The organism is Pantoea sp. JZ29 (assembly GCF_035190385.1).
Taxonomy (GTDB): Bacteria; Pseudomonadota; Gammaproteobacteria; order Enterobacterales; family Enterobacteriaceae; genus Pantoea; species Pantoea stewartii.
In genome coordinates this window covers 1,098,056-1,122,339 of record NZ_CP045241.1, presented here as the reverse complement: position 1 = coordinate 1,122,339, position 24,284 = coordinate 1,098,056, and the positions used below count along the sequence as shown (strand labels likewise).

Genomic DNA, 24,284 nt, shown 5'->3' with positions numbered 1-24,284 from the left:
GGGAAAACGGGGCGTATTATAGAGAAAGCCACTCCGCGACGAAACCGTTTGCGCAAAATTTATGGCCAACAAGATTTGGCTGATAATTGCGCAAAAATTGCTTTATAAGTTGCTCTACCTCAGTTTGTTGCGCAAAATGCCCCTCGCTCTGGGAGTTAAAACAAAATCAATACTGCCTTAAAAGACAGAGGCCTTGGAGCCATCGAGAGATAACTATTTGAAACGCCTGAAATTAAATTATCTGTTTATCGGTCTGCTCACCGTGCTGTTAGCACTGGCACTGTGGCCGTCCATTCCCTGGCATGGGAGCGGGCAGGATACGATTTCACAGATTAAAGCACGGGGAGTGCTACGGGTCAGTACCGTAAACTCACCGTTGACTTACTACACCGTGAATAAAGCACCGGCCGGGATGGATTACGAGCTGGCGAAGCGTTTCGCCCGTTATCTGGGCGTCAGGCTGGAAATCACGGTGCGCGCGAATATCAGCGACCTGTTTGATGCGCTTGACGACGGCAAAGCCGATTTGCTGGCCGCAGGCCTTATCTATAATAATGAGCGACTGAACCGCTATCAGACGGGCCCCAGCTATTACAGCGTTTCCCAGCAGTTGGTTTATCGTGTGGATAAAACTCGCCCGAAAAACCTGGGCGATTTAAAGGGACGGCTCGTCGTTGCCTCCGGATCGGCTTATCTGTCTACACTTAAGAGCGCCAGAGCGGATCACTATCCCGACCTTGACTGGGCTATCTCGACCGATCAAAGCCCGAAAGCGCTACTTGAGGCCGTCGCCGAGGGCAAGCTGGATTATACGATTGGCGATTCCGTCACCATCGCACTGCTTCAGCGCATCCATCCACAACTGGCGGTCGCCTTTGACGTCACGGATGAAGAGCCGGTGACGTGGTATATGCCCCGCGAAAGCGACGACAGCCTGAACGCGGCCATGCTGGATTTCTTTAATGGCATGGGCGAAGAAGGCGCAATGGCGCGGCTGGAAGAGAAATACCTCGGGCACGTTGGCACCTTTGATTATGTGGATACGCGCACCTTCCTGCGTGCGATTGATACGGTTCTGCCTGATATCAAACCGTTATTTGAGAAATACGCCAGTAATATCGACTGGCGTTTGCTGGCCGCTATCTCCTATCAGGAATCACACTGGAATCCGCAGGCAACATCACCGACCGGCGTGCGCGGCATGATGATGCTGACGCGCAATACTGCCGACAGCGTGGAAGTGGGCGATCGAACCGATCCTGAGCAAAGTATTCGCGGCGGCAGCCAGTATCTGCAAAATATGATGGATAAAGTCCCGCAGTCCATTCCGGAAGACGAACGTATCTGGTTTGCGCTGGCCGCCTACAACATGGGTTATGCTCATATGCTGGATGCCCGTAAGCTCACGGCAAAACAGGGTGGCAACCCGGACAGTTGGGCTGATGTGAAACTGCGCCTGCCGATGCTGAGCCAGAAGCGTTATTACGCGCAAACGACCTACGGCTACGCGCGGGGCCAGGAAGCGTATAACTACGTGGAAAATATTCGTAAATATGAGATTAGCCTGGTGGGCTATTTGCAGGAGCAGGAAAAGCGCCTTGCCCAGCAGGCCGCGCTGGAAGCGGAGATGGGCAAAGGCTATCCTGCCGTTTCGCCACAAGTGGCAATGAATTAGCTTTCGCGCTGCGCCTGTCGCAGCGCTTTTTGTTGCTGACGACGCATGCGGAAAAAGTCGCTCAGCAGCGCCGCGCACGCGTCTTCCAGCACGCCGTGATCTAACCTTACCTGATGGTTCATCCCCGGATGGCCCAGCACGTCAATCAGCGAACCGGCTGCGCCGGTTTTCACATCGTGCGCGCCATAAACCAGACGACCTATCCGGCTATGCACCATCGCGCCGGCGCACATGACGCACGGCTCCAGCGTCACATAAAGCGTGGTATCCAGCAGACGGTAATTTTCCAGTACTTTCCCGCCCTGACGAAGCGCCATAATCTCTGCGTGCGCGGTGGGATCATGCTGACCGATAGGCCGGTTCCAGCCTTCGCCAATGACGCGGTCGCCGTGAACCAGGACGGCGCCTACCGGCACCTCGCCCTCATCCCATGCGCGTTGCGCCAGCGTCAGCGCCCGGCGCATCCAGTATTCATCTTGTTCTTGTGTCACACGAACCACTCCCGGCAGCAAAAAGCGGCGCATTATACCGGGCATGCCGGCAAAACCGAAGCACAGTACAGGTTATTCTAACTGCTGCAATTCACCCGCCGGCGTGACGCGCCAGCGATGCTGACAAAAGAACAATAACGGGTTGTCCTGCTTGCTGTCGCTGTAACCACTATAGAGTTGCAGTGGTGTGCCGATGTGCTCTTCTAACTGCACCACTTTTTCGTGGCCCAGACAGCGCAATTTCAGCACGCGCCCCCCCAGGCCGCGCTGCATCTGGCTGGCAATCAACTTTACTCTGGGCAGAAACGCCGAATCGTAATAGACCTGCTCCACCAGCGACTGCGGCGAGCCCGTAATCAGCCACACATCCGCATCATCGCTGCTGAGGTACTCGCTGAGACGCTTCTGCACCACCGGAAACGCTTTCACGCGCTGGCGAAACCACTGAGCAAACTCGGCCTCCAGTCGTAACAGGGTGGTTTCAGATCGGCCAAAGGTGATTGACCAGAGCAACAGGCTCATCGGCCAGCGGGCCGCACGCCCTTTGAACAGCAGCCCCGCGCCGACGACGGGCAGCAAAGGCACGACCAGTAGCAGATTCAGGGGCTTGCGGCGCAGCAAATAGCGCATGAAAGTGCCAAACATATCCTGTTGGTGCAATGTGCCATCAAGGTCGAAAAACACCACGCGACGTTGTCTCTCGTTGGTCAAACAGCTCTCCTTTTTAACGAATATGCATCAACAGCCTCTATTGTAGTCATCTTCGCGCAGCGAGGCGATGACTGTCATTTTTTATTCCAGTGGCTACAATGCTTTTAGAATCATTTATTCCTTGCGGACGCACCGCTACATCATGAGGACTGGGCATGAGTTCATTGCTGCGCATTCGCCAGCTTTATCCTTCACTGGCGCTGAACGAACGCCGGCTGGCGGATTTTTTACTGTCACAACCGGATCGGGCACGGCATTTAAGTTCACAAAAGCTGGCAGAAGAAGCTGGCGTCAGTCAGTCCAGCGTCGTTAAGTTTGCGCAAAAACTGGGATATAAAGGTTTTCCGGCACTCAAGCTGGCACTGAGCGAATCGCTGGCCGATAAAGATGCCATCACCGTGCATAATCAGATCCTCAGTGACGATCCCCTTAAGGCTGTGGGCGAAAAATTACTGACAGAAAAGCTGTCAGCCATTCGCGCGACCCTGGATATCAACAGCGAAGAGAAGCTGAATGCCGTCTTGCAGCTGCTTAAGCGCGCACGCCGTATTTTACTGGTCGGAATCGGCGCATCCGGCCTGGTGGCAAAAGATTTTTCCTGGAAGCTGATGAAGATTGGTATCAATGCCGTCGCGGAGCAGGACATGCACGCGCTGCTGGCCAGCGTACAGGCCATGTCATCCGGCGATGTGCTGCTGGCGATCTCTTACACGGGTGAACGTCGTGAGATTAACCTGGCCGCGCAGGAAGCAGTGCGGGTGGGCGCGGACGTGCTGGCCTTTACCGGCTTTACGCCTAACACTTTGCAGCAGTGCGCCACGCACTGCCTGTACACCGTTGCAGAAGAACAGAGTACGCGCAGCGCCGCGATCTCCTCGACTACCGCCCAGCTGGCGTTAACGGACCTGCTCTTTATGGCGCTGGTACAGAACGATCCTGAGCGCGCGTCCAGCCATATTCGCCACAGCGAGGCGCTGGTGAAGAAGCTGATTTAGCCGCGCCGGGCTCAGGGTGCGCGATATCCTCATAACGGCCCGGTAACGTTCCGCTTACATGAGTGTTCATTTATCTGCATCATGTTTGCGAGGAACACGCTGTGTTATTGTACGCAGCGTAGCGCGCCTGACCCGGATCCCTTAGTTGAGTGACGAGGAGAAGGCGATCCATCGTGCTATAACGGCGTTATTTCGGGTGCTGTGGCGAGCATACTTGTTCGCCGCAGAAACGCCCTGCTCCCTTTACTGACTCAGAAACCGCGATGTCTTTACTGATTACAGAAAGATGCATTAACTGCGATATGTGTGAACCCGAATGCCCGAACCAGGCTATTTCGATGGGTGAGATGATTTATGAGATTGAGGTGAGCCGCTGTACCGAATGTGTGGGACATTATGATGTGCCGACCTGCCAGCGGGTTTGCCCTATTGATAACACCATTGTGACGGATCCCCAGCACATCGAATCACGCGATGCGCTGTGGGATAAGTTTGTTGCCCTGCACGATTAGCTTTCGATAATGACCGTAGCACAGGCATAGTGGCGCTCGTCGGCCAGGGTGACATGGACATGCTGTACACCCAGCCGCTGCGCCACCTCAGCAGCATGATCGAAAAAACGCAGGAGCGGTTTACCCAGCGCATCGTTGTAAACTTCAAACTGATTGAATGCCAGTCCGCCGCGAATGCCGGTGCCAAACGCTTTGGCTGCCGCTTCTTTAACGGCGAAACGTTTAGCCAGAAAACGCACCGGCTGACGATGCTGCTGATACTGCTGCCATTCGGCCTCACTCAGCACGCGACGCGCCAGTCGATCGCCAGAGCGAGAAATCACATCGGCAATCCGCTCTATTTCGACGATATCGCTGCCCAGTCCCAGAATAGCCATTAGCGACGCGCTTCTCGCAGCAGCTGTTTCATGGCTTTGACGGCGTCAGGCAGGCCGCTCATCACCGCCCGACCAATGATCGCATGACCGATGTTCAGCTCATGCATTTCCGGCAGCGCGGCAATCGGCAGGACATTGTGGTAAGTCAGACCGTGACCGGCGTTAACTTTTAATCCGCGGCTGGCCGCAAAGGTGGCCGCCTGACGGATCCGGGCCAGCTCAGCGTCGCGTGCCGGGCCTTCAGGGGCTTCAGCATAGGCACCGGTATGAATTTCAATATAAGGCGCGCCGCTGGTGACAGCCGCTTCGATTTGCCGGTGATCGGGATCGATAAACAGGGATACCAAAATGCCCGCCTCACTGAGTTTTTTTACCGCGGCGTTAAGTTTTTCCTGTTGTCCGGCGACATCCAGTCCGCCTTCGGTGGTCACTTCCTCACGCTTTTCCGGCACCAAGCAGCAGAAGTGCGGTTTGATATCACACGCGATGTTCAGCATCTCATCGGTGACCGCCATTTCGAGATTCATCCGCGTTTCGATGGTATCACGCAGAATACGCACGTCGCGGTCGGTAATGTGGCGGCGATCTTCCCGCAGGTGCACCGTGATCCCATCCGCGCCCGCCTGTTCGGCGATAAAGGCCGCCTGGACCGGATCAGGGTAATGGGTGCCACGCGCGTTGCGGACGGTAGCAATGTGGTCGATGTTAACGCCTAACAGTAACTCAGCCATGACAATCCTCGGTTCATTATGGTCATTGTATGGAGTGTAACGCGCCGTGATGCGATTCCGCTACGACCCGCATCAGGGCTCGCCGGCAATATCGGGCTTTTTTTTCGGTGTAAACTGACGGAAAAGCTCCTGACTTTTTAACGGTTTGCCCCCCAGGTAGGGTTTTAGCGCCATGCGGGTAAAGCGCTTCGCCGCGCGCAGGGCATCCGCATCGGGAAATTCACGCGTGGAGAGCGCCTGCAGGTGTTTACCTGTAAAGCTGCGCTGATTGAGCACCAGACTGGCGATGAAGCCCTTCTCTTCCCGGTAGCTGTAGGTCATGTCTTCACTGACCGGTTCACCACTGCCTGCGCAGTGCAGGAAATCCACGCCATAGCCTAGGTGCCCTAACAGCGCCAGCTCGAAACGACGCAGTGCAGGTTCGGGTGAACCCTCGGCGGCGGCCAGCGTCTGGATACATTGCAGATAGTCAAAAAACAGGTCGGAAAAGGGGATGTGCTGTTCCAGTACCCGAGACAACAGCTCGTTGACGTACAGGCCGCAGTAAAGCGTGATACCACTGAGGGGGAGAGCAAGCGAAACCGCTTCGGCATTGCGCAGCGTTTTCACCTCACCACGACCGCTCCAGCGCACCAGCAGCGGGGTAAAAGGCTGAAGTGTGCCTTTTAACTGAGAACGCCGTGATCGTGCTCCTTTTGCCAGGACACGAACACGGCCTTCACTTTCACTAAACAGGTCAAGCAGCAGACTGGTTTCGCTGAAAGGACGACTATGCAGCACAAAGGCGCGTTGCCAGCCTTCCATTTATTCAGAGATCGTCTGTGTAACCCAGACTACGCAGCGCACGTTCGTCATCTGCCCAGCCGGATTTAACTTTAACCCACAGTTCGAGATGCACTTTGGCATCGAACATCTCTTCCATGTCCTTACGCGCTTCAATACCAATGGTTTTGATTTTGGCGCCTTTATTGCCAATCACCATTTTTTTCTGCCCTTCGCGCTCGACCAGAATCAAACCGTTGATGTCATAACCGCCACGCGCGTTAGACACAAACTGTTCGATTTCGACTGTGACCGAGTAAGGCAGTTCCGCACCGAGGAAACGCATCAGCTTTTCACGGATAATTTCGGATGCCATAAAGCGCTGTGAGCGATCGGTAATGTAATCTTCCGGGAAGTGATGGTCAGATTCCGGCAGATGCTTGCGGGCGATGGCGGCGATGGTGTCGACATTTTTACCGCTTTCGGCCGAAACCGGCACGATATCAATAAAGTTCATCTGCTCGCTGAGGAACTGCAGGTGCGGTAACAGGACGCTTTTATCCTGGATGTTGTCGATTTTATTGATCGCCAGCAGAACCGGCACTTTGCCATCGCGCAACTTGTTTAACACCATCTCGTCGTCGGGCGTCCAGCGCGTGCCTTCAACCACAAAGATGATCAGTTCAACGTCACCGATAGAACTGCTGGCCGCACGGTTCATCAGGCGGTTGATCGCCCGCTTCTCTTCCATATGCAGGCCGGGCGTATCCACGTAAATCGCCTGATAAGCGCCTTCCGTATGGATGCCCATAATGCGGTGACGGGTGGTTTGCGGCTTACGCGACGTAATTGAAACCTTCTGCCCCAGTAACTGGTTCAGTAAGGTGGATTTACCGACGTTAGGCCGGCCAACTATCGCGACAAAGCCGCTGTATGTAACATTTTCGCTCATTCGAGTCCTGAGGTTTTCAGCGCCGGTTGCGGCGCCGGGATAATACTGTTATTCCAGACCGAGTTTAATCAGCGCCTGTTCAGCCGCTGCTTGTTCAGCTTTACGGCGGCTGGAGCCCACGCCCACCACCGGTTCTGCCATACCACTCACCTGACAGTGAATGGTAAATTCCTGATCGTGGGCTTCGCCGCGAACCTGCACCACTAAGTAACTTGGCAGCGGCAGATGACGGCCCTGCAGGTATTCCTGCAGGCGCGTTTTCGGATCTTTTTGTTTATCACCCGGACTGATTTCGTCCAGGCGCGTCTGATACCAGTCAAGGATCAGCTTTTCGACCGTCTGAATATTACTGTCGAGGAAGACACCACCAATCAGCGCTTCCACGGTGTCCGCCAGAATAGATTCACGACGGAAGCCGCCGCTTTTTAATTCGCCGGGCCCCAGACGCAGGCATTCACCCAAATCGAATTCACGCGCCATCTCTGCCAGCGTATTACCGCGCACCAGCGTCGCGCGCATGCGGCTCATGTCGCCCTCATCCACACGCGGAAAACGGTGGTAGAGCGCATTTGCAATCACGTAGCTCAGAATCGAATCGCCTAAAAACTCCAGGCGTTCGTTATGCTTGCTACTGGCGCTGCGATGCGTCAACGCCTGCTGTAAAAGTTCAGAATGTGTAAAAGTGTAGCCCAGTTTGCGCTGAAGCTTGTTAATCAGGATGGGGTTCATGCGATTCCAGTTCTGTTTTGCGTCTGTCACTCTGCATACCAAACAGGGCTGAGAATCCAACACATTCTGTTTGGTGTGCAGTGGCCCCCATGACGGAGGCCACCCTATTTTGCCTGACTCTCAGGCTGGCTTAATGGATACCGCCGATACGACTCAGTCGTACGCCGGTTGGCCACTGGCCTTCTTGTTTTTCAAAGCTCATCCAGATGGCGACCGCTTTACCGACCAGATTGCGCTCGGGAACAAAACCCCAGTAGCGACTGTCGGCGCTGTTGTCACGGTTATCACCCATCATGAAATACTGCCCCTGCGGCACAACCCAGCTCGCCTGCGGCTGGCCGGGCTGCTGATAGTACATGCTCGCCTGGCTTTGTGCTTCCGTCACCAACAGAATGTCATGCGTCACATTGCCCAGCGTTTCTTTGCGCGTGGCCAGACGTAATCCACCGCGCATGGTTTCATTCAGCGGCACCTGGTAGAACCCGTTACCGGCTTCGTTACCATCAAACCCGCTAAACGTCTGAACAAACTTGCTTGGCTCAATGTTACTGTAGGTCACTGGCAACGCTTTGCTGCAAGGCTTGCCATTATCGCAGGCCGGATTAATGGTCAGCGTTTTACTGTAGGGATCATAGGTTACACGATCGCCCGGCAGGCCAATCACGCGCTTGATGTAGTCCAGGCTGGGATCTTTTGGGTATTTAAAGACCGCAATATCGCCACGCTTAGGATGACCGGTAGGAATCAGCGTGGTTTGCGTAATCGGGTCTTTAATGCCGTAAGCAAACTTCTCGACCAGGATAAAGTCACCAATCAGCAGCGTGGGCATCATCGATCCTGACGGGATCTGGAAAGGCTCATACACAAATGAGCGCACAAAGAATACCACGGCCAGCACCGGAAATACGGAGGCAGCGGTTTCAATCCAGCCCGGCTTAGGTGCCATTTTTGCCAGCGTTTTTTTATCGAGCGTGCCGCCTGACTGCGCCTGTGCCGCCGCCTGCAGCGCCCGGCGCTGTGGTGCCCACTTGATACGATCGATCACCCAGAGAATACCAGTAATCAATGTCGCTATCGCCAGGACTAGCGCGAACATATTAGCCATTTAAGATCCTTATTTGCTGTCTTTTCCGACATGCAGAATGGCGAGGAATGCTTCCTGCGGCAGTTCAACGTTACCGACCTGCTTCATTCGCTTCTTACCCTCTTTCTGCTTCTGCAACAGCTTTTTCTTACGACTGACGTCACCGCCGTAACACTTGGCAAGGACGTTCTTACGCAGCTGTTTGACGGTTGAGCGAGCGATAATGTGGTTGCCGATTGCCGCCTGAATCGCAATATCAAATTGTTGACGTGGGATGAGGTCTTTCATTTTCTCAACCAGCTCACGTCCACGATAAGGTGCGTTATCACGGTGGGTAATCAGCGCCAGCGCATCAACGCGTTCTGAGTTAATCAGCACGTCGACGCGCACCATGTCAGAGGCCTGAAAACGTTTAAAATTGTAGTCCAGTGAAGCATAGCCGCGCGATGTTGATTTCAAACGGTCAAAGAAGTCGAGCACCACTTCAGCCATTGGAATCTCATAGGTCAGCGCAACCTGATTGCCGTGGTAAACCATATTTGTCTGAACGCCACGTTTCTCGATGCACAGCGTAATGACGTTGCCCAGGTATTCCTGCGGCAGCAGCATGTGACACTCCGCAATCGGTTCACGCAACTCTTCAATGTTATTGAGCGGTGGCAGCTTCGAGGGGCTGTCCACATAAATGACTTCGCCGCCCGTGGTTTCCACTTCGTACACCACCGTCGGTGCGGTCGTGATCAGATCGAGATCGTACTCACGTTCCAGACGTTCCTGAATGATCTCCATGTGCAGCAGACCCAGGAAGCCGCAACGGAAGCCAAAGCCCAGCGCGGTTGAACTCTCTGGCTCGTAGAACAGAGAAGCATCGTTCAGGCTCAGCTTGCCCAGCGCATCACGAAACGCTTCGTAGTCATCAGAACTAATCGGGAACAGACCGGCGTAAACCTGCGGCTTCACTTTTTTAAAGCCAGGCAGCGCTTTGTCCGCCGGGTTACGTGCTGTTGTCAGGGTATCGCCCACCGGCGCGCCCAGAATGTCTTTAATGGCGCAGACCAGCCAGCCGACTTCGCCACAGTTCAGTTCAGTGCGGTCAACCTGTTTCGGCGTGAAAATGCCCAGTCGATCGGCGTTATAAACCTGGCCGGTACTCAGTACCTTGATTTTATCGCCTTTACGCATGGTGCCGTTTTTCACACGAACCAGTGAGACAACACCCAGGTAGTTATCGAACCAGGAGTCGATAATCAGTGCCTGCAGCGGCCCTTCCGGATCGCCTTCTGGCGGCGGAATATCGCGCACCAGGCGCTCCAGCACTTCAGGTACGCCGACACCGGTTTTCGCCGAGCAACGCACGGCATCGGTGGCATCAATACCGACAATATCTTCGATTTCCTGTGCAGCACGTTCAGGATCGGCGGCAGGCAAATCGATTTTATTCAGCACCGGCACGACTTCCAGATCCATCTCAATCGCGGTGTAGCAGTTAGCCAGGGTTTGCGCTTCAACGCCCTGCCCGGCATCCACCACCAGCAGCGCACCCTCACAGGCGGCTAGTGAGCGGGAAACTTCGTATGAGAAGTCAACGTGTCCCGGCGTGTCGATAAAATTGAGCTGGTAAGTTTCGCCGTCTTGGGCTTTGTAATCGAGCGTCACGCTCTGTGCTTTGATGGTAATACCACGTTCACGCTCTAGGTCCATTGAGTCCAGAACCTGCGCGGCCATCTCGCGGTCAGTTAATCCGCCACAGATCTGAATCAAGCGGTCAGAAAGCGTGGATTTACCGTGGTCAATGTGGGCGATGATGGAGAAATTTCTTATGTGCTTCATTTATAGAGATATCTTCACGTAGAGAATCAGTTAGAAACCTGAGCACAGACACATTCAGGAAGATCGCTCTTAACCCACAATCCTGTCAGCCTCATTAATGACGACGCATATTACACTGTTAAGGCCGCGCATAAAAGAATGGAACGTCGTGGAAACGAAACAGTTTTTTGCGCGTCAGGCTTAAGACAAAAGCCGCAACAAGTGCGGCTTAAGCAGGGGTCAGGCTTCGCTTTCAACACGAAGCGCATCTGGGGGCAAGGCGATATTGAGGATAACCGGCTGGAAGGCCTCACGATCGCCAAATTTCATGGAAATGCCTTTGGCGACGATAAAGCCGCCAACTCCGCCTAACAGCGCGCCGCAGGCGGCGGCCAGGTCGCTGCCGAACAGGGCCTGGAACAGACCTGCGAACAGAAACAGGCCAAACAGCGGCGTCATGTATACCAGCAGTGCCGAACCGAGCAGGCTGCTCTCTTTGATGCCCAGTTCGACACGTTGGCCCGGAGCCAGGGGCTTGCTGCTGGCGATTTGCATCACATGCGCATTCTTTGGCCCCAGCTTATTCAGCATATGGCTGCCACAGCCTTTGCGTGCCTGGCAGCTGTTGCAGGAGGTTTTGGCTTCGGTATGCAGTGTCGCGATACCATCCTGCCATGCCACCACGGTGGCCCATTCTCTCATCATTTTTTTGCCCCAGGATTAACACTGTCCGCGATACGTTTGGCCGTCGCAGGCGGTAACTCGCCAACGACCGTAATTTCGTAATTATCGCGTATTACGGTTTCCACCGTACGACGTCCCGTGCGCAATGTCTGTGCGACGCTGTTTTTATCTGCCGGCGTAACGTTTACAGCAAAGCTAAACAGACCATCGCTGTACAGCCGGGATTCAAGGGATTTATTTAACGCGGGAAGCATACGCCGGCTTTGGGAAACGAGCGTCATCCCTGCGGGAAGCCAGGCGGGCTCCCAGTCCAGCGTCGCGTTGTCTGATTTGGTTAATGAGAGCGACGGCGGCAGATTGGCTTTTTCAAGGCCCTGCATCAGGTTGCGTACGCCATCATCCACCGCGAAGCTGATCACGCGAAACTGTTCCATCGTTTCACCGTCACGATCCAGCAGATCTACGCGCAGCGGCAGCTTGGTATCCACATCCAGCCATACAACATAGCTGTAGCGCGTGCCATCGCGCGACACTACGCGCACCACATCACACATTTGATCGGCAATGCGGGAACGGCCGACGGTAATAAAGTCATAAGCCGCATCAAGCTTGGCAAAGTCGGCGTAGATAATCGATGGCAACGCATCGACGATATGATTGCCGGGAAGCGAGAAAGGCTCAATACCCGGTTCGAAATAGCTGATGTCGTTGCCGCGCTGAATGACTTCGCGACGCGGACCGTCCATCTGCAGAATCTGTGCATAGACGCGATCGTCGATTACTGCGTGACGATAACGGAGCGATTCCATACCAAGACGGGAAACGTTGATGTAGGCGAATTCGTAGTTGAGCGTCTGACTTGCCTGCTCCATCTGCTGTAATAACGCCCCAGACGCAGAAACCTGCGCTGGGGCGGCAGTGGACCACAACAGGCTGCCCGTCAGAAGACTAACGGCATACCATAGCGGCTTCATTACTGCTGCTGCATTCCTAATGACTGATTACCCGGTACATTGGCCTGCGCTTGTTTTGGCGCATTGGTTTCGAACTGCAGCTGATCGGCGTGCAGACGACGCTGAAGTTCGTAGTCCTGCAGCATGGCGTTCACGCGGCGACGCTGGTCCTGCACCTGTTGTGAGGCATTGCCTGAACCAAACATATCCGAGGGGACACCCAGACTGACAGGTGACGCTTTGCCCATCACTGGCAAGGTGTTGAATACCGGTGAGTCAGAGCTTTCCACGCTGCCGTTGGTGGGTTGGTTATAGTGCTGAACACCCACAATTACCGCCAGGGAAACACAGGCGGCGACGCCGACCTGCGTAATCTGGGCCGCCCAGGGGCGAACTTTGTGCCAGAACGGCATTTTTTCCCAGCGAGAAGGCTCGGGCTGTGCTTCAGGAATCAGGGACGTCACATTGCGCTGTGGCTCGTTTTCGATGGCAGCGGCAACGCGAGCAGAAATATCAAAATGCAGGTGTTCACCAACATCGCCGCGCATGGTATCGCGAATCAGATGGTAGCGTTCCCAGCTTTTTTGTAGATCTGCATCCTTAGACAGGGCTGAAATCAGCGCGTTATCTAAAGCCTCACCATCCATTAAAGCGGAAAGTTTTTCTTTCTGCATGCCTAATACCCTTCCAGTAGCCGTTATCACTGACGTTGGATAAGCGGTTGAACTTTATTATCAATGGCCTCACGTGCACGGAAAATACGTGACCTTACCGTGCCCACCGGGCAATCCATAATGACGGCGATCTCTTCATAGCTCAGACCGTCAAGTTCCCTGAGGGTAATTGCCATTCGCAAGTCCTCAGGAAGCGCCTCGATGGTACGAAAGACGATTTGTTTCAGTTCGTCAGACAACATTAAGTTCTCAGGGTTCGAAATTTCTTTTAACGCACCCGCACTTTCGAAATTTTCCGCATCAATTGCATCAACATCGCTGGAAGGCGGACGGCGTCCCTGAGCAACCAGATAGTTTTTGGCTGTATTCACGGCAATCCGATACAGCCAGGTGTAAAACGCGCTATCGCCACGGAAAGAATCCAGTGCCCGATACGCCTTAATAAATGATTCCTGAACGACGTCAGGCACATCGCCTGAAGGCACATACCGTGAGACCAAGCTCGCGACTTTATGCTGGTAACGGATCACCAGTAAGTTGAAAGCTTTTTGATCCCCCTTCTGAACCCGTTCAACCAGAACCTGGTCCGCTAACTGCTCGCTCATCCGAGGTAAAGTCTCCCCAAATACTTTCTTATGCGTTAAGGAACTGCCAGCACACAGCTATTGAGCAAGCATGCGCTTTGAGTCATTACGTGGCGAAAAGTTCATTTTCGGCCGCTTTGCTGCAGGATTACACAGTTTGTTGATTTTCGTTCAATGTAACACGCGCAAATCGCAGGCAGAGTAACCTATGACAGCCGCTTTTTCATCTTTAAATCCTTGTATTCGATTAAGTTTGGTATGAAAAACAGATTTTAAACGGTTAAATGACTAACCATTTGATATATCTCATAAATTAGATTTAGTCCGCTATTACGCCTGCTTGCGTGTTCAAAATACTTCACAAAAAACCATCAAAGGCTTATGCTCGGGTCATTCTTGTTTAGTAAATTAAACACTATGACAACATTCTCCCCCTCAGATTATCAGTGTGATGTGCTTATTGTGGGCAGCGGTGCGGCGGGACTGTCACTGGCGTTGCGGCTGGCCTCGCATTACCGGGTCACTGTGCTCAGTAAAGCGCAGGTTAATGAAGGCTCAACGCTGTATGCGCAGGGCGGCATTGCGGCAGTGTTTGATGAAACTGACAGCGTGGATTCTCACGTTGAAGACACGCTGATTGCCGGGGCGGGCTTGTGCGATCGTGAGGCTGTTTCATTTGTCGCCAGCAATGCGCGGCACTGCGTGCAGTGGCTGATCGATCATGGCGTGGCGTTTGATACCGATCCTCAGGCCGGCGGTGAGATGCGTTATCACCTGACGCGAGAAGGCGGCCACAGCCATCGCCGTATTCTGCACAGCGCCGACGCCACCGGCCGGGAAGTGGAAACCACGCTGGTCGGCCAGGCGTTGCGTCATCCGAATATCCGCATCCTGGAACGCACTAACGCGGTGGATCTGATCCTGTCAGACAAACTGGGCTTACCGGGCCCCCGCCGGGTAATGGGGGCCTGGATCTGGAACCGCAATCGCGAACGGGTCGAAACCTGCCAGGCGCGCGCCGTCGTGCTGGCCACGGGCGGCGCGGCCAAAGTTTATCAGTACACCACGAATCCTGATGTCGCCTCTGGTGACGGCATTGCGATGGCGTGGCGAGCAGGATGCCGGGTCGCTAACCTGGAATTTAACCAGTTTCACCCTACCTGCCTGTTTCATCCGCAGGCGCAAAACTTTCTGTTGACGGAAGCCCTGCGCGGCGAAGGCGCCTGGCTGGTGCGGCCCGATGGTTCGCGGTTTATGCCTGACTTCGACGAACGCGCGGAACTGGCCCCGCGCGATATCGTCGCCCGCGCCATCGATCATGAAATGAAACGGCTGGGCGTAGACTGCATGTATCTGGATATCAGCCACCAGCCGCCGGCCTTCATCCGTTCCCACTTCCCGATGATTTACGAAAAACTGCTGACCTTTGGCTTTGATCTGACAAAGGACAGAATCCCTGTGGTGCCCGCCGCGCATTACACCTGTGGTGGCGTGGTCGTCGATCGGCATGGCCGCACCGACATCGATTGTTTATATGCAATCGGTGAAGTCAGTTATACCGGGCTGCACGGTGCCAACCGCCTCGCCTCAAATTCTGTCCTGGAGTGTCTGGTATATGGCTGGTCTGCCGCGGAGGATCTGATGCGGATCTTACCTGAAACGGAGACCGTAGATCGTTTACCGGCCTGGGATGAAAGCCAGGTGGATGATGCCGATGAGCGCGTGGTCATTCAGCATAACTGGCATGAACTACGGCTGTTTATGTGGGATTATGTCGGCATTGTCCGTACCACTAAGCGGCTGGAACGCGCGTTGCGCCGCATCAGCCTGCTTCAACAGGAAATCGACGAGTACTATCGCCACTTCCGGCTGTCAAACAACCTGCTGGAACTGCGCAACCTGGTACAGGTGGCAGAGCTGATGGTGCGTTGTGCGCTGCAACGCAAAGAGAGCCGCGGGCTGCATTTTATTCGCGACTATCCCGATACGCTGGCGGAAGCGCAACCGACCGTCCTGCAGCCCGGCGATCACATAAACAAATAGAAGTCACGCGTCAGGCTTTGCCAGGCGTCAGAATACTGCCGGTCGGCATCGCGGATAGCCAGGCGTTCAAACAGGGTTTCACCCGGACTGGGTGAAAACCCCAGCAATACACGATGTGGTGGACGGTGAGCATATTCCGCCACATCGAAGCGAAAGCGCAGATGCCAGCCCTCCGATTGTGCCTGCGCAATCACCTCCTGCCCTGTCGTCTCAGGCAATATCACACAAAAGAAGCCCTCTTCTTCTATGAGCAACGCTGCGCAACGTAATAAGGTCTGATGGTTTAAGGTACCGGTCGCGCGTGCGCTGTCGCGTGCCGACGTTGAGCAGGCCACGCCAGGTGCAAAGTAAGGCGGATTACTGACGATCAGTGAATAGCGCGTATTGCTGTTTTCCGCCCACTGCGCGATATCCTGTTGATGAACATGAATACGCGCAGCCCAGGGTGACTGACAGGCATTCTCGCTGGCCTGTTGCGCAGCGTCGGCATCAAGCTCCACCGCATCGATCACCACATCAGAATGCGTTCGCTGGGCCAGCATCAGCGCAATCAGGCCCGAACCGGTACCGATATCAAGGATGCGCTTTACCCCGGCGACCGGTGCCCACGCGCCCAGCAGAATGCCATCAGTACCGACCTTCATTGCACAGCGATCGTGTGCGACAAAAAACTGCTTGAAGGTAAACCCGTTCTTTTTTAACTGCGGCCGCGCCTGCGGCTTGTCCTGCATCATACTCAGCGACCATTCACCTGTTTTTCTGCCGTATAGCTGGCGCCAAGTGTAACGTGCCAGGTTGGGGAATTCACGCCGTTGACGTAATCTGACGCAGTCAATACCGATAAACAGATGAAGATTATGTCCGATCTGTCTATAATCAGCGCCCCAAACTGAGGTAGAACATGACCGTAACCACATTTTCCGAACTTGAACTCGACGAAAGCCTGCTTGAAGCGCTGCAGGAGAAAGGCTATACGCGCCCGACAGCAATTCAGGCTGCTGCCATTCCCCCCGCGCTGGAGGGCCGCGACGTTCTGGGTTCGGCACCTACCGGGACCGGGAAAACCGCCGCGTATTTATTACCGGCGTTGCAGCACCTGCTCGATTTTCCACGCAAGAAGTCTGGCCCGCCACGTATTTTAATTTTAACGCCCACCCGTGAACTGGCGATGCAGGTTGCCGACCAGGCGCGGGAACTGGCGAAACATACGCATCTGGATATCGCCACTATCACCGGCGGCGTGGCCTTTATGAACCACGCCGAAGTGTTCAGCGAAAATCAGGACGTTGTGGTTGCCACCACCGGCCGTCTGCTGCAGTACATCAAAGAAGAAAACTTTGACTGCCGCGCAGTGGAAACGCTGATCCTGGATGAAGCAGACCGCATGCTGGACATGGGCTTTGCCCAGGATATCGAAACCATCGCGGGTGAAACGCGCTGGCGTAAACAGACAATGCTGTTCTCCGCTACGCTGGAAGGCGAGCATATTAAAGATTTTGCCGAGCGCCTGCTGAACGAACCGGTTGAACTGGAAGCCGATCCCAGCCGTCGCGAGCGTAAGAAAATTCAGCAGTGGTATCACCGCGCCGACGATCTTGAGCACAAAACCAAACTGCTGGTTCACCTGTTAAAGCAGCCGGAAGTGACCCGATCCATTGTGTTTGTGCGTAAACGTGAACGCCTGCATGAACTGGTCAGCTGGCTGCATGATGCCGGAATCCGCACCAGCTACCTGGAAGGGGAAATGGTCCAGGCTAAACGCAACGAGGCGATTAAACGTCTGGTGGAAGGTCGGGTAAACGTGCTGGTCGCCACCGATATCGCCGCACGCGGGATTGACGTGGAGGATGTGAGCCACGTGATTAACTTCGATATGCCACGCACGGCGGATACCTATCTGCACCGCATCGGCCGTACGGGCCGTGCCGGTCGTAAAGGCATCGCCATTTCGCTGGTCGAAGCCCATGACCATCTGCTGCTGGGTAAAGTCAGCCGCTACGTTGACGAGCCGATTAAAGCACGGGTGATTGACGAGCTGCGTCCGGTCACGCGTGCGCCTTCGCCAAAAACCACCGGAAAACCGTCGAAAAAGGCGCTTGCGAAGCGTGCAGAGCGAAAAGCCAAAGAAGAAGAGAAACCGCGGGTGAAAAAACGCCATCGCGATCTTAAAAATGTCGGTAAACGCCGCAAGCCAAGTGGCAGCTCATCCGGCAGTGAGAATGCGGAATAAAACAGCACGCTTCTAAAAAAATCGCCTCCTGAGAGGCGATTTTTCATTGTTCAGGTGGGTAAAGCCCGGTTTCGTCGCCATTCAGCATCAAACATCATAAAGCCGCCCGGCTGGGTGTTTCACCCGACGACAGTCATGTTCTATCTGTCTGTTAACGCATAGAAATTTGTCCTTCTGGCGCTGCGTTTTATTTCAGCACACAGGCAGTTTATAAACTTTCCGTAAAGGTACGGGTAATGACGTCACGCTGTTGTTCAGGCGTCAGCGAATTAAAGCGCACGGCATACCCGGAAACACGAATGGTCAGTTGCGGATACTTCTCAGGATGTTTCACGGCGTCTTCCAGCGTTTCACGGCGCAGGACGTTAACGTTTAAGTGCTGCCCGCCTTCCACGCGCACCTGGGGTTTAATCTCGACCGGTACTTCACGGTAAGCCATGTCCCCTAACTCACCAATCGCGACAATCTGATCGTCCTGATAGCCTGCTACGGCACACAGACAACGTGCCTGAGCGGTTTCTTCATCTAACAGCCAGAACGAATTCACTAAGGCCGGATTGTGTGACTGGGTAATTTGAATACCTGTGATCATCTCAGTTTCTCCTGCAAGGCATTGGCTGGACCAATACCGTCAATAAATCAATGATGAGCAACTGGTATATCACTCGCTCATGACGTTAGTTTTGACCTGAATCAAGTACAATCGGGCACTTTTTGGCCACATTGCTAAGCGATTGATTTTTAAAACGTAGCGGGACTAAATTTTATTGAATTTTTAAAATAATTTTAGGCTTCATGTCTGGATACTGAACAGCTAAGCTTAGCGTTCAGAACACAAGGGAGTTGATTATGGCTGCAAAGCTGACCTGGCACGATGTGCTGGCTGAAGAGAAAGAGAAGCCCTATTTCATTGAAACCCTGAAACAGGTCGCTAACCAGCGGGCTGCAGGCGTGACCGTTTATCCGCCGCAGAAAGACGTCTTTAATGCCTTTCGCTTAACGGAGTTAGGCGATGTGAAAGTGGTGATTTTGGGTCAGGATCCTTACCACGGGCCGAATCAGGCACATGGTCTGGCTTTTTCTGTATTGCCGGGCGTGCCCATTCCGCCTTCCCTTCAGAACATGTATAAAGAGCTGCAGCAGGATATTCCGGGCTTTGAGAAACCCAGTCATGGCTATCTGGCCAGTTGGGCAGAGCAAGGCGTGCTGTTGCTGAATACCGTGTTAACGGTGGAAGCGGGCAAAGCGCATTCTCATGCCCGGCTGGGCTGGGAAACCTTTACCGACAGGGTGATTGACGCGATTAACGCGCAGCGTGAAGGGGTAATCTTTTTACTGTGGGGTTCGCATGCGCAGAAGAAAGGCAGCATCATTGATCGCCAGCGCCATCATGTGTTGCAGGCGCCGCATCCTTCTCCCCTTTCGGCACACCGCGGCTTTTTTGGCTGCCAGCATTTCTCAAAAACTAACGCCCTGTTAAAAGAAAGCGGCAGAGATCCTGTTGACTGGACACCAGTTTTACCTGACCCGGCAGCCTGAACACAACGGCCGCGTCAGTGCGCGGCCGTTGTGAGATGAGGCTACAATCAGGCTTTCGCCTTGGCCACTGCAACCATGGCCGGACGCAGTAGACGCCCATTCAGGGTATAACCGCGTTGCATCACCATCATCACGTGGTTAGGCTCGACATCGTCAGATTCCATCATCGACATCGCCTGATGGACTTCAGGGTTGAACGGCACGCCGGTTTCACCGACCACTTCAACACCGAATTTACGCACTGCGCCCAGCAGCGATTTCAGCGTCAGCTCAATGCCTTCCACCATCGAAGCGGATTTCTCATCTTCTTTGTTCGCCAGCTCCAGCGCACGCTCCAGGCTGTCAATCACCGGAAGCAGCTCGTTGGCAAACTTCTCCAGCGCAAATTTGTGCGCTTTTTCAATGTCCATCTCGGTACGACGACGCACATTTTCAATCTCTGCCTGTGCACGCAGCTGCGCGTCACGCACGCCGTTCTGCAACTGCGCTAACTCAGCTTCGAGCTGAGCGATGCGCTCATCACGCGGATCCACCTCACCTGCTGTCTCCGCGTCCTGAGGTTGCTGTTGTTCCTGTTGAATTTCGTCTGAGACTTGCTCGTTTGGGGTGTTCTGTTCTTTACTACTCATGAATTTCTCCGCGTTTTGCACATTCACTTCGCTGGTTGGCTTATTATGGGGATTGGTTTGGCGGTTTCAAGGGAACACGTCACATCATCGTGCCGATTTGGCTTATGAGGAAGACCCACTCGATGAACAAACACTTTAACTGCATTGGAATTGTGGGCCATCCACGCCATCCCACCGCGCTTACCACGCATGAAATGCTGTGCCGCTGGCTGACCGGTAAGGGCTACCGTGTCATTGTCGAACAGCAGATTGCGCAGGAACTCTCACTGGACGATGTCCAGACTGGCACGCTGGCAGAAATCGGCCAGCAGGCGGATTTAGCCGTCGTGGTCGGCGGTGACGGTAATATGCTAGGCGCAGCCAGAGTACTGGCGCGGTATGACATAAAAGTGATTGGCATCAACCGCGGCAATCTGGGATTTCTGACGGATCTGGATCCAGATAACGCGCACCATCAGCTTGATGACGTGCTAAACGGCAATTATTTTGTGGAAAGCCGCTTTCTGCTGGAAGCGCAGGTCTGCAAAACCGACTGCTCACCCCGCATCGGCAGCGCGATTAATGAAGTGGTACTCCATCCGGGCAAAGTCGCCCACATGATCGAGTTTGAAGTGTACATTGATGAGGTGTTTGCCTTTTCACAGCGCTCAGACGGCCTGATCATTTCTACGCCGACCGGATCTACGGCCTATTCCCTGTCCGCAGGGGGCCCGATCTTAACGCCGTCGCTGGACGCGATAACGATTGTGCCGATGTTTCCGCACACCTTATCGGCCCGGCCTCTGGTGATTAACAGCAGCAGCACCATTCGCCTGCGCTTTTCGGCCCGCCGCAACGACCTGGAAATCAGCTGCGACAGCCAGATTGCGCTGCCTATTCAGGAAGGGGAAGATGTGCTGGTCCGCCGCAGCGAAAACCATCTCAATCTTATCCATCCCAAAAACTACAGCTATTTCAACACGCTGAGTTCCAAACTGGGCTGGTCAAAAAAATTGTTCTGAAAGTGAGCGCACCCTCTTTACTGGATAAAAAACCAGTTTATACTGTATGAAAAACCATATGTGTTTATTCATACAGGTGACGCTATGCTGGCACAACTGACCATCAGCAATTTCGCTATCGTTCGTGAGCTCGACATTGATTTTCAACGTGGCATGACGGCCATTACCGGTGAAACCGGTGCCGGTAAATCTATTGCTATCGATGCGCTCGGATTGTGCCTCGGCGGTCGCGCGGATGCCGATATGGTGCGTCAGGGTGCCAACCGCGCAGATTTATGCGCGCGCTTTCAAATCAAAGCCTCGCCTTCCGCTCAGCGCTGGCTCAGCGACAACCAACTGGATGATGGCAATGAGTGCCTGTTGCGCCGCGTGATCAGTGCCGATGGCCGCTCACGCGGTTTTATTAACGGCACGGCGGTTCCGCTTTCACAGCTTCGCGATTTAGGCCAGTTGCTGATTCAGATTCATGGCCAGCACGCGCACCAGTTGCTGCTCAAGCCCGACCATCAAAAACACCTGCTGGATGCCTATGCCGGGCATGACGCGCTGCTGGTTGAGATGCGTGCGGCGTATCAGACCTGGCATCAGAGCTGCCGTACCCTGGCGCAGCATCAGCAGCAGGCGCAGGAACGTGAATCCCGTCGCGAATTACTGCAGTACCAACTCAAAGAACTGAACGAGTTTGCCCCGCAGGCAGGTGAGTTCGAGCAGATCGACGAAGAGTACAAACGCCTGGCCAACAGCGGACAGCTGCTTTCAACCAGCCAGCAGGCACTTCAGCTTCTGGCGGACAGCGATGACACCAACCTCAACAGCATGCTGTACAGCGCACGCCAGATGCTGTCAGAGCTTACCGCACTGGATGACAAGGTCAGCGGGGTTTATAACCTGCTGGAAGAAGCGGCCATTCAGTTGAGCGAAGCCAGCGACGAATTGCGTCACTACTGCGACAGCCTCGATCTGGATCCCAATCGCCTTTATGAACTGGAACAGCGTATCTCGCGGCAAATCGCGCTGGCGCGTAAGCACCATGTCACGCCGGAAGGCTTACCCGCTCTCCATCAGCAATTGCTGGATGAAGCAGAGTTGTTATCCCAGCAGGAAAGCGATCAGGAAAGTCTGCAAACATTGGTCACCGAACATTATCAGGCGGCCTTACAGTGCGCGGAACGACTGCACGAACAACGTAGCCGCTTTGCGGATGAGCTTCAGCAGTTAATTACCCAGAGCATGCATCTGCTTTCGATGCCGCATGGCCGCTTTGCCATCGACCTGGTGTTTAATCCCGATCAGTTAACGGCGGATGGCGCAAGCCGCATTGATTTCCAGGTGACGACCAACCCCGGGCAGCCTTTACAGCCGTTGGGCAAAGTTGCTTCCGGCGGTGAGCTGTCACGCATTGCGCTGGCCATTCAGGTGATTACGGCCCGCAAGATGGAAACCCCGGCGATGATCTTTGACGAAGTTGACGTGGGCATCAGCGGCCCTACCGCCGCCGTCGTCGGCAAGATGTTGCGCCAGTTGGGCGAATCAACACAGGTGATGTGCGTTACGCACCTGCCGCAGGTCGCCGGTTGCGGACATCAGCACTTCTTTGTCAGCAAAGAGACTGACGGCGAAATGACGGAAACCCATATGCAGCCGCTGGACAAGCGCGCACGTTTGCAGGAACTGGCGCGTTTACTGGGCGGCAGCGAGGTCACCCGCAACACGCTGGCTAACGCTAAAGAACTTTTAGCCGCCTGATATGCACTTTTTTAACACAGCGTGGTCATATGCATGCTCTGTAGAGGTTTCCAATAGCGAAAAGGTTTATTATCATCGACAGCTATTGTCGCCTGAATAATAAAGCCTGCCGCAGGCAGAGTTCAGAATTTGATGGCAGAAGAACAGCCTGTAAAAGGCGTTTGGCCCCAGAAAAGGAATGTATAGATGCGCTGTAAAACGCTGACTGCCGCGGCAGTGGTAATGTTGATGATGACCGCCGGATGCTCCACTTTAGAGCGCGTGGTTTATCGTCCCGATATCAATCAGGGAAACTATCTGGTTGCCAATGATGTTGCCAAGATTCATACCGGCATGACTCAGCAGCAGGTGGCCTATACACTGGGTACGCCGATGATGAAAGATCCGTTTGGTAGCAATGTCTGGTACTACGTATTCCGTCAGGAACCTGGCCATGAGAAAGTCAAACAGCAGACACTGACGTTGACCTTCGACCGCAGCGGTGTGCTGACCAACATCGATAATAAACCTGCCCTGTCCTCGCAAGAAGGCTAACGGTTGATCCTGACCGTCGCCATCGCGGCGGTGGTTAACCCGCAGAAAGCAAAAAGGCGCTCATCAGCGCCTTTTTCATGTTCTTCGATCTGACCGGTTATTTCTTGCTGCTGGCCGCGCGTTCTGCGCGTTGACGACGCAGTTCTTTCGGGTCGGCAATCAGCGGGCGGTAGATCTCAACCCGATCGCCTTCCTGCACGATATCCGTCAGTTTCACCGGGTGGCTGTAAATACCCACCTTATTGCTGGCAAGGTCGATATCAGGCCGCAGCTCAAGCAAACCTGATTTTTTGATGGCCTGCTCGACCGTACTGCCCTCTTCCAGCTTTACGTACTGCTGATACTGTTTTTCAGGCAGGGCATACACCACCTCAACCGAGATATCAGGCACTGTAAACCTCTTTGGCGCGTTGCGTGAACGCCTGCACCATGCTGTTGGCCAGTTCTTTGAAGATGCGACCGAATGCCATTTCAACCAGCATATTGGTGAACTCAAACTCCAGGCTTAGTTCGACCTTACAGGCATCATCGCCGAGATCGATAAAGCGCCATCCGCCGGTCAGCTTGCGGAACGGGCCGTCGACCAGCTGCATATGAATGCTCTGGTTGTCGGTCAGCGTATTACGGGTAGTAAAGGTTTTACTGATGCCCGCTTTAGACACGTCGACTGACGCCGTCATCTGATTTTCAGAGGCATCCAGCACGCGGCTACCGGTGCAGCCCGGCAGAAACTGCGGGTAGGCATCGACATCGTTTACGAGTTGGTACATTTGTCCGGCGCTAAAGGGGACCAGCGCCGAACGACTAATCTGAGCCATAATGGTTCCTGTTCGTCACAA

General features: G+C 54.2%; 27 protein-coding genes. 9 read left to right on the top strand and 18 right to left on the bottom strand.

The annotated features are described in order from the left end of the window. Positions 1-217: 217 nt before the first annotated feature. Positions 218-1,675, top strand: a complete 1,458-nt coding sequence (mltF, locus tag GC090_RS05410; RefSeq protein ID WP_054633320.1) for a membrane-bound lytic murein transglycosylase MltF — start codon at positions 218-220, stop codon at positions 1,673-1,675. Here mltF and tadA read toward each other — a convergent pair. Next, positions 1,672-2,166 carry a tRNA adenosine(34) deaminase TadA gene (gene tadA / locus GC090_RS05405; RefSeq protein WP_006120653.1) on the bottom strand — a complete coding sequence of 165 codons (495 nt, stop codon included), beginning with the start codon at positions 2,164-2,166 and terminating at the stop codon, positions 1,672-1,674. The two genes, mltF and tadA, sit on opposite strands and share 4 nt — an antisense overlap. A 72-nt stretch (positions 2,167-2,238) precedes the next feature. Beyond that, positions 2,239-2,877 (bottom strand): phosphatidylglycerophosphatase C, encoded by a 639-nt coding sequence (yfhb, locus tag GC090_RS05400; protein ID WP_039340020.1) that lies wholly within the window; start codon positions 2,875-2,877, stop codon positions 2,239-2,241. Positions 2,878-3,032: 155 nt separating this feature from the next. Here yfhb and GC090_RS05395 point away from each other — a divergent pair, with 155 nt between their 5' ends. Continuing rightward, positions 3,033-3,872 carry a MurR/RpiR family transcriptional regulator gene (locus GC090_RS05395; protein ID WP_006120655.1) on the top strand — a complete coding sequence of 280 codons (840 nt, stop codon included), beginning with the start codon at positions 3,033-3,035 and terminating at the stop codon, positions 3,870-3,872. Between the two features lie 263 nt (positions 3,873-4,135). After that, the gene (locus GC090_RS05390) at positions 4,136-4,384 is read left to right on the top strand and encodes a YfhL family 4Fe-4S dicluster ferredoxin (RefSeq protein ID WP_324021035.1); all 249 of its coding nucleotides are present in this window, start codon (positions 4,136-4,138) and stop codon (positions 4,382-4,384) included. Here the strand turns inward: GC090_RS05390 and acpS are convergent. From acpS to rpoE, 11 genes are all read right to left on the bottom strand, one after another. Then, positions 4,381-4,761, bottom strand: a complete 381-nt coding sequence (gene acpS, locus GC090_RS05385; RefSeq protein ID WP_006120525.1) for a holo-ACP synthase — start codon at positions 4,759-4,761, stop codon at positions 4,381-4,383. The genes GC090_RS05390 and acpS overlap by 4 nt on opposite strands. Next, positions 4,761-5,492 (bottom strand): pyridoxine 5'-phosphate synthase, encoded by a 732-nt coding sequence (gene pdxJ / locus GC090_RS05380; protein ID WP_033740925.1) that lies wholly within the window; start codon positions 5,490-5,492, stop codon positions 4,761-4,763. Before pdxJ ends, acpS begins: the two co-directional genes overlap by 1 nt. 72 nt (positions 5,493-5,564) lie before the next feature. After that, positions 5,565-6,296 (bottom strand): DNA repair protein RecO, encoded by a 732-nt coding sequence (recO, locus tag GC090_RS05375; protein WP_039340024.1) that lies wholly within the window; start codon positions 6,294-6,296, stop codon positions 5,565-5,567. Positions 6,297-6,300: 4 nt separating this feature from the next. Further along, positions 6,301-7,206, bottom strand: coding sequence for a GTPase Era (gene era / locus GC090_RS05370; RefSeq protein ID WP_033740928.1), 906 nt, complete (start codon positions 7,204-7,206; stop codon positions 6,301-6,303). A 48-nt stretch (positions 7,207-7,254) separates the two neighbouring features. Further along, entirely contained in the window at positions 7,255-7,935 is a 681-nt protein-coding gene (gene rnc / locus GC090_RS05365; RefSeq protein ID WP_006120517.1) for a ribonuclease III, read from the bottom strand. Between the two features lie 130 nt (positions 7,936-8,065). Then, positions 8,066-9,040, bottom strand: a complete 975-nt coding sequence (gene lepB / locus GC090_RS05360) for a signal peptidase I (protein WP_006120515.1) — start codon at positions 9,038-9,040, stop codon at positions 8,066-8,068. A 9-nt stretch (positions 9,041-9,049) separates the two neighbouring features. Continuing rightward, positions 9,050-10,849, bottom strand: a complete 1,800-nt coding sequence (gene lepA / locus GC090_RS05355) for a translation elongation factor 4 (protein ID WP_039340027.1) — start codon at positions 10,847-10,849, stop codon at positions 9,050-9,052. Between the two features lie 219 nt (positions 10,850-11,068). Next, positions 11,069-11,533, bottom strand: a complete 465-nt coding sequence (gene rseC / locus GC090_RS05350) for a SoxR-reducing system protein RseC (protein ID WP_039340029.1) — start codon at positions 11,531-11,533, stop codon at positions 11,069-11,071. After that, the gene (rseB, locus tag GC090_RS05345) at positions 11,530-12,486 is read right to left on the bottom strand and encodes a sigma-E factor regulatory protein RseB (RefSeq protein WP_006120511.1); all 957 of its coding nucleotides are present in this window, start codon (positions 12,484-12,486) and stop codon (positions 11,530-11,532) included. The genes rseC and rseB overlap by 4 nt, the downstream gene beginning before the upstream one ends. Beyond that, entirely contained in the window at positions 12,486-13,139 is a 654-nt protein-coding gene (rseA, locus tag GC090_RS05340) for an anti-sigma-E factor RseA (protein WP_033740931.1), read from the bottom strand. Before rseA ends, rseB begins: the two co-directional genes overlap by 1 nt. A 26-nt stretch (positions 13,140-13,165) precedes the next feature. Further along, entirely contained in the window at positions 13,166-13,744 is a 579-nt protein-coding gene (gene rpoE, locus GC090_RS05335; RefSeq protein ID WP_006120509.1) for an RNA polymerase sigma factor RpoE, read from the bottom strand. Between the two features lie 360 nt (positions 13,745-14,104). Between rpoE and nadB the strand changes: the two genes are divergently transcribed. Further along, positions 14,105-15,766, top strand: coding sequence for an L-aspartate oxidase (gene nadB / locus GC090_RS05330; protein ID WP_058707690.1), 1,662 nt, complete (start codon positions 14,105-14,107; stop codon positions 15,764-15,766). Here the strand turns inward: nadB and trmN are convergent. After that, on the bottom strand, positions 15,751-16,500 hold the full coding sequence (gene trmN, locus GC090_RS05325; protein ID WP_039340031.1) for a tRNA(1)(Val) (adenine(37)-N(6))-methyltransferase TrmN: 750 nt from the start codon (positions 16,498-16,500) through the stop codon (positions 15,751-15,753). The genes nadB and trmN overlap by 16 nt on opposite strands. A 167-nt stretch (positions 16,501-16,667) precedes the next feature. On the opposite strand from trmN, the gene srmB reads away from it, so the two are divergent. After that, a complete protein-coding gene (gene srmB, locus GC090_RS05320) occupies positions 16,668-17,996 on the top strand; it encodes an ATP-dependent RNA helicase SrmB (protein ID WP_033740936.1) in 1,329 nt (442 codons plus the stop codon). Between the two features lie 208 nt (positions 17,997-18,204). On the opposite strand, the gene grcA is transcribed toward srmB, so the two are convergent. Further along, entirely contained in the window at positions 18,205-18,588 is a 384-nt protein-coding gene (gene grcA, locus GC090_RS05315; RefSeq protein ID WP_324021030.1) for an autonomous glycyl radical cofactor GrcA, read from the bottom strand. Positions 18,589-18,845: 257 nt separating this feature from the next. On the opposite strand from grcA, the gene ung reads away from it, so the two are divergent. Next, positions 18,846-19,535 carry a uracil-DNA glycosylase gene (gene ung / locus GC090_RS05310; protein ID WP_054633312.1) on the top strand — a complete coding sequence of 230 codons (690 nt, stop codon included), beginning with the start codon at positions 18,846-18,848 and terminating at the stop codon, positions 19,533-19,535. 47 nt (positions 19,536-19,582) lie between these two features. On the opposite strand, the gene grpE is transcribed toward ung, so the two are convergent. Then, complete coding sequence (gene grpE / locus GC090_RS05305) at positions 19,583-20,164, bottom strand: nucleotide exchange factor GrpE (RefSeq protein WP_164482471.1); 582 nt, start codon at positions 20,162-20,164, stop codon at positions 19,583-19,585. A 122-nt stretch (positions 20,165-20,286) separates the two neighbouring features. Here grpE and nadK point away from each other — a divergent pair, with 122 nt between their 5' ends. The 3 genes from nadK to bamE all read left to right on the top strand — a co-directional run bounded on the left by nadK (position 20,287) and on the right by bamE (position 23,445). Continuing rightward, positions 20,287-21,165, top strand: coding sequence for an NAD(+) kinase (gene nadK / locus GC090_RS05300; protein ID WP_006120497.1), 879 nt, complete (start codon positions 20,287-20,289; stop codon positions 21,163-21,165). Between the two features lie 84 nt (positions 21,166-21,249). Then, positions 21,250-22,911 (top strand): DNA repair protein RecN, encoded by a 1,662-nt coding sequence (gene recN / locus GC090_RS05295; RefSeq protein WP_054633311.1) that lies wholly within the window; start codon positions 21,250-21,252, stop codon positions 22,909-22,911. A gap of 186 nt (positions 22,912-23,097) precedes the next feature. Next, entirely contained in the window at positions 23,098-23,445 is a 348-nt protein-coding gene (gene bamE / locus GC090_RS05290) for an outer membrane protein assembly factor BamE (protein WP_033740942.1), read from the top strand. A gap of 97 nt (positions 23,446-23,542) precedes the next feature. On the opposite strand, the gene GC090_RS05285 is transcribed toward bamE, so the two are convergent. Beyond that, a complete protein-coding gene (locus tag GC090_RS05285) occupies positions 23,543-23,836 on the bottom strand; it encodes an RnfH family protein (protein ID WP_006120493.1) in 294 nt (97 codons plus the stop codon). Beyond that, the gene (locus GC090_RS05280; RefSeq protein ID WP_006120491.1) at positions 23,829-24,263 is read right to left on the bottom strand and encodes a type II toxin-antitoxin system RatA family toxin; all 435 of its coding nucleotides are present in this window, start codon (positions 24,261-24,263) and stop codon (positions 23,829-23,831) included. The genes GC090_RS05285 and GC090_RS05280 overlap by 8 nt, the downstream gene beginning before the upstream one ends. Between the last annotated feature and the right edge of the window lie 21 nt (positions 24,264-24,284).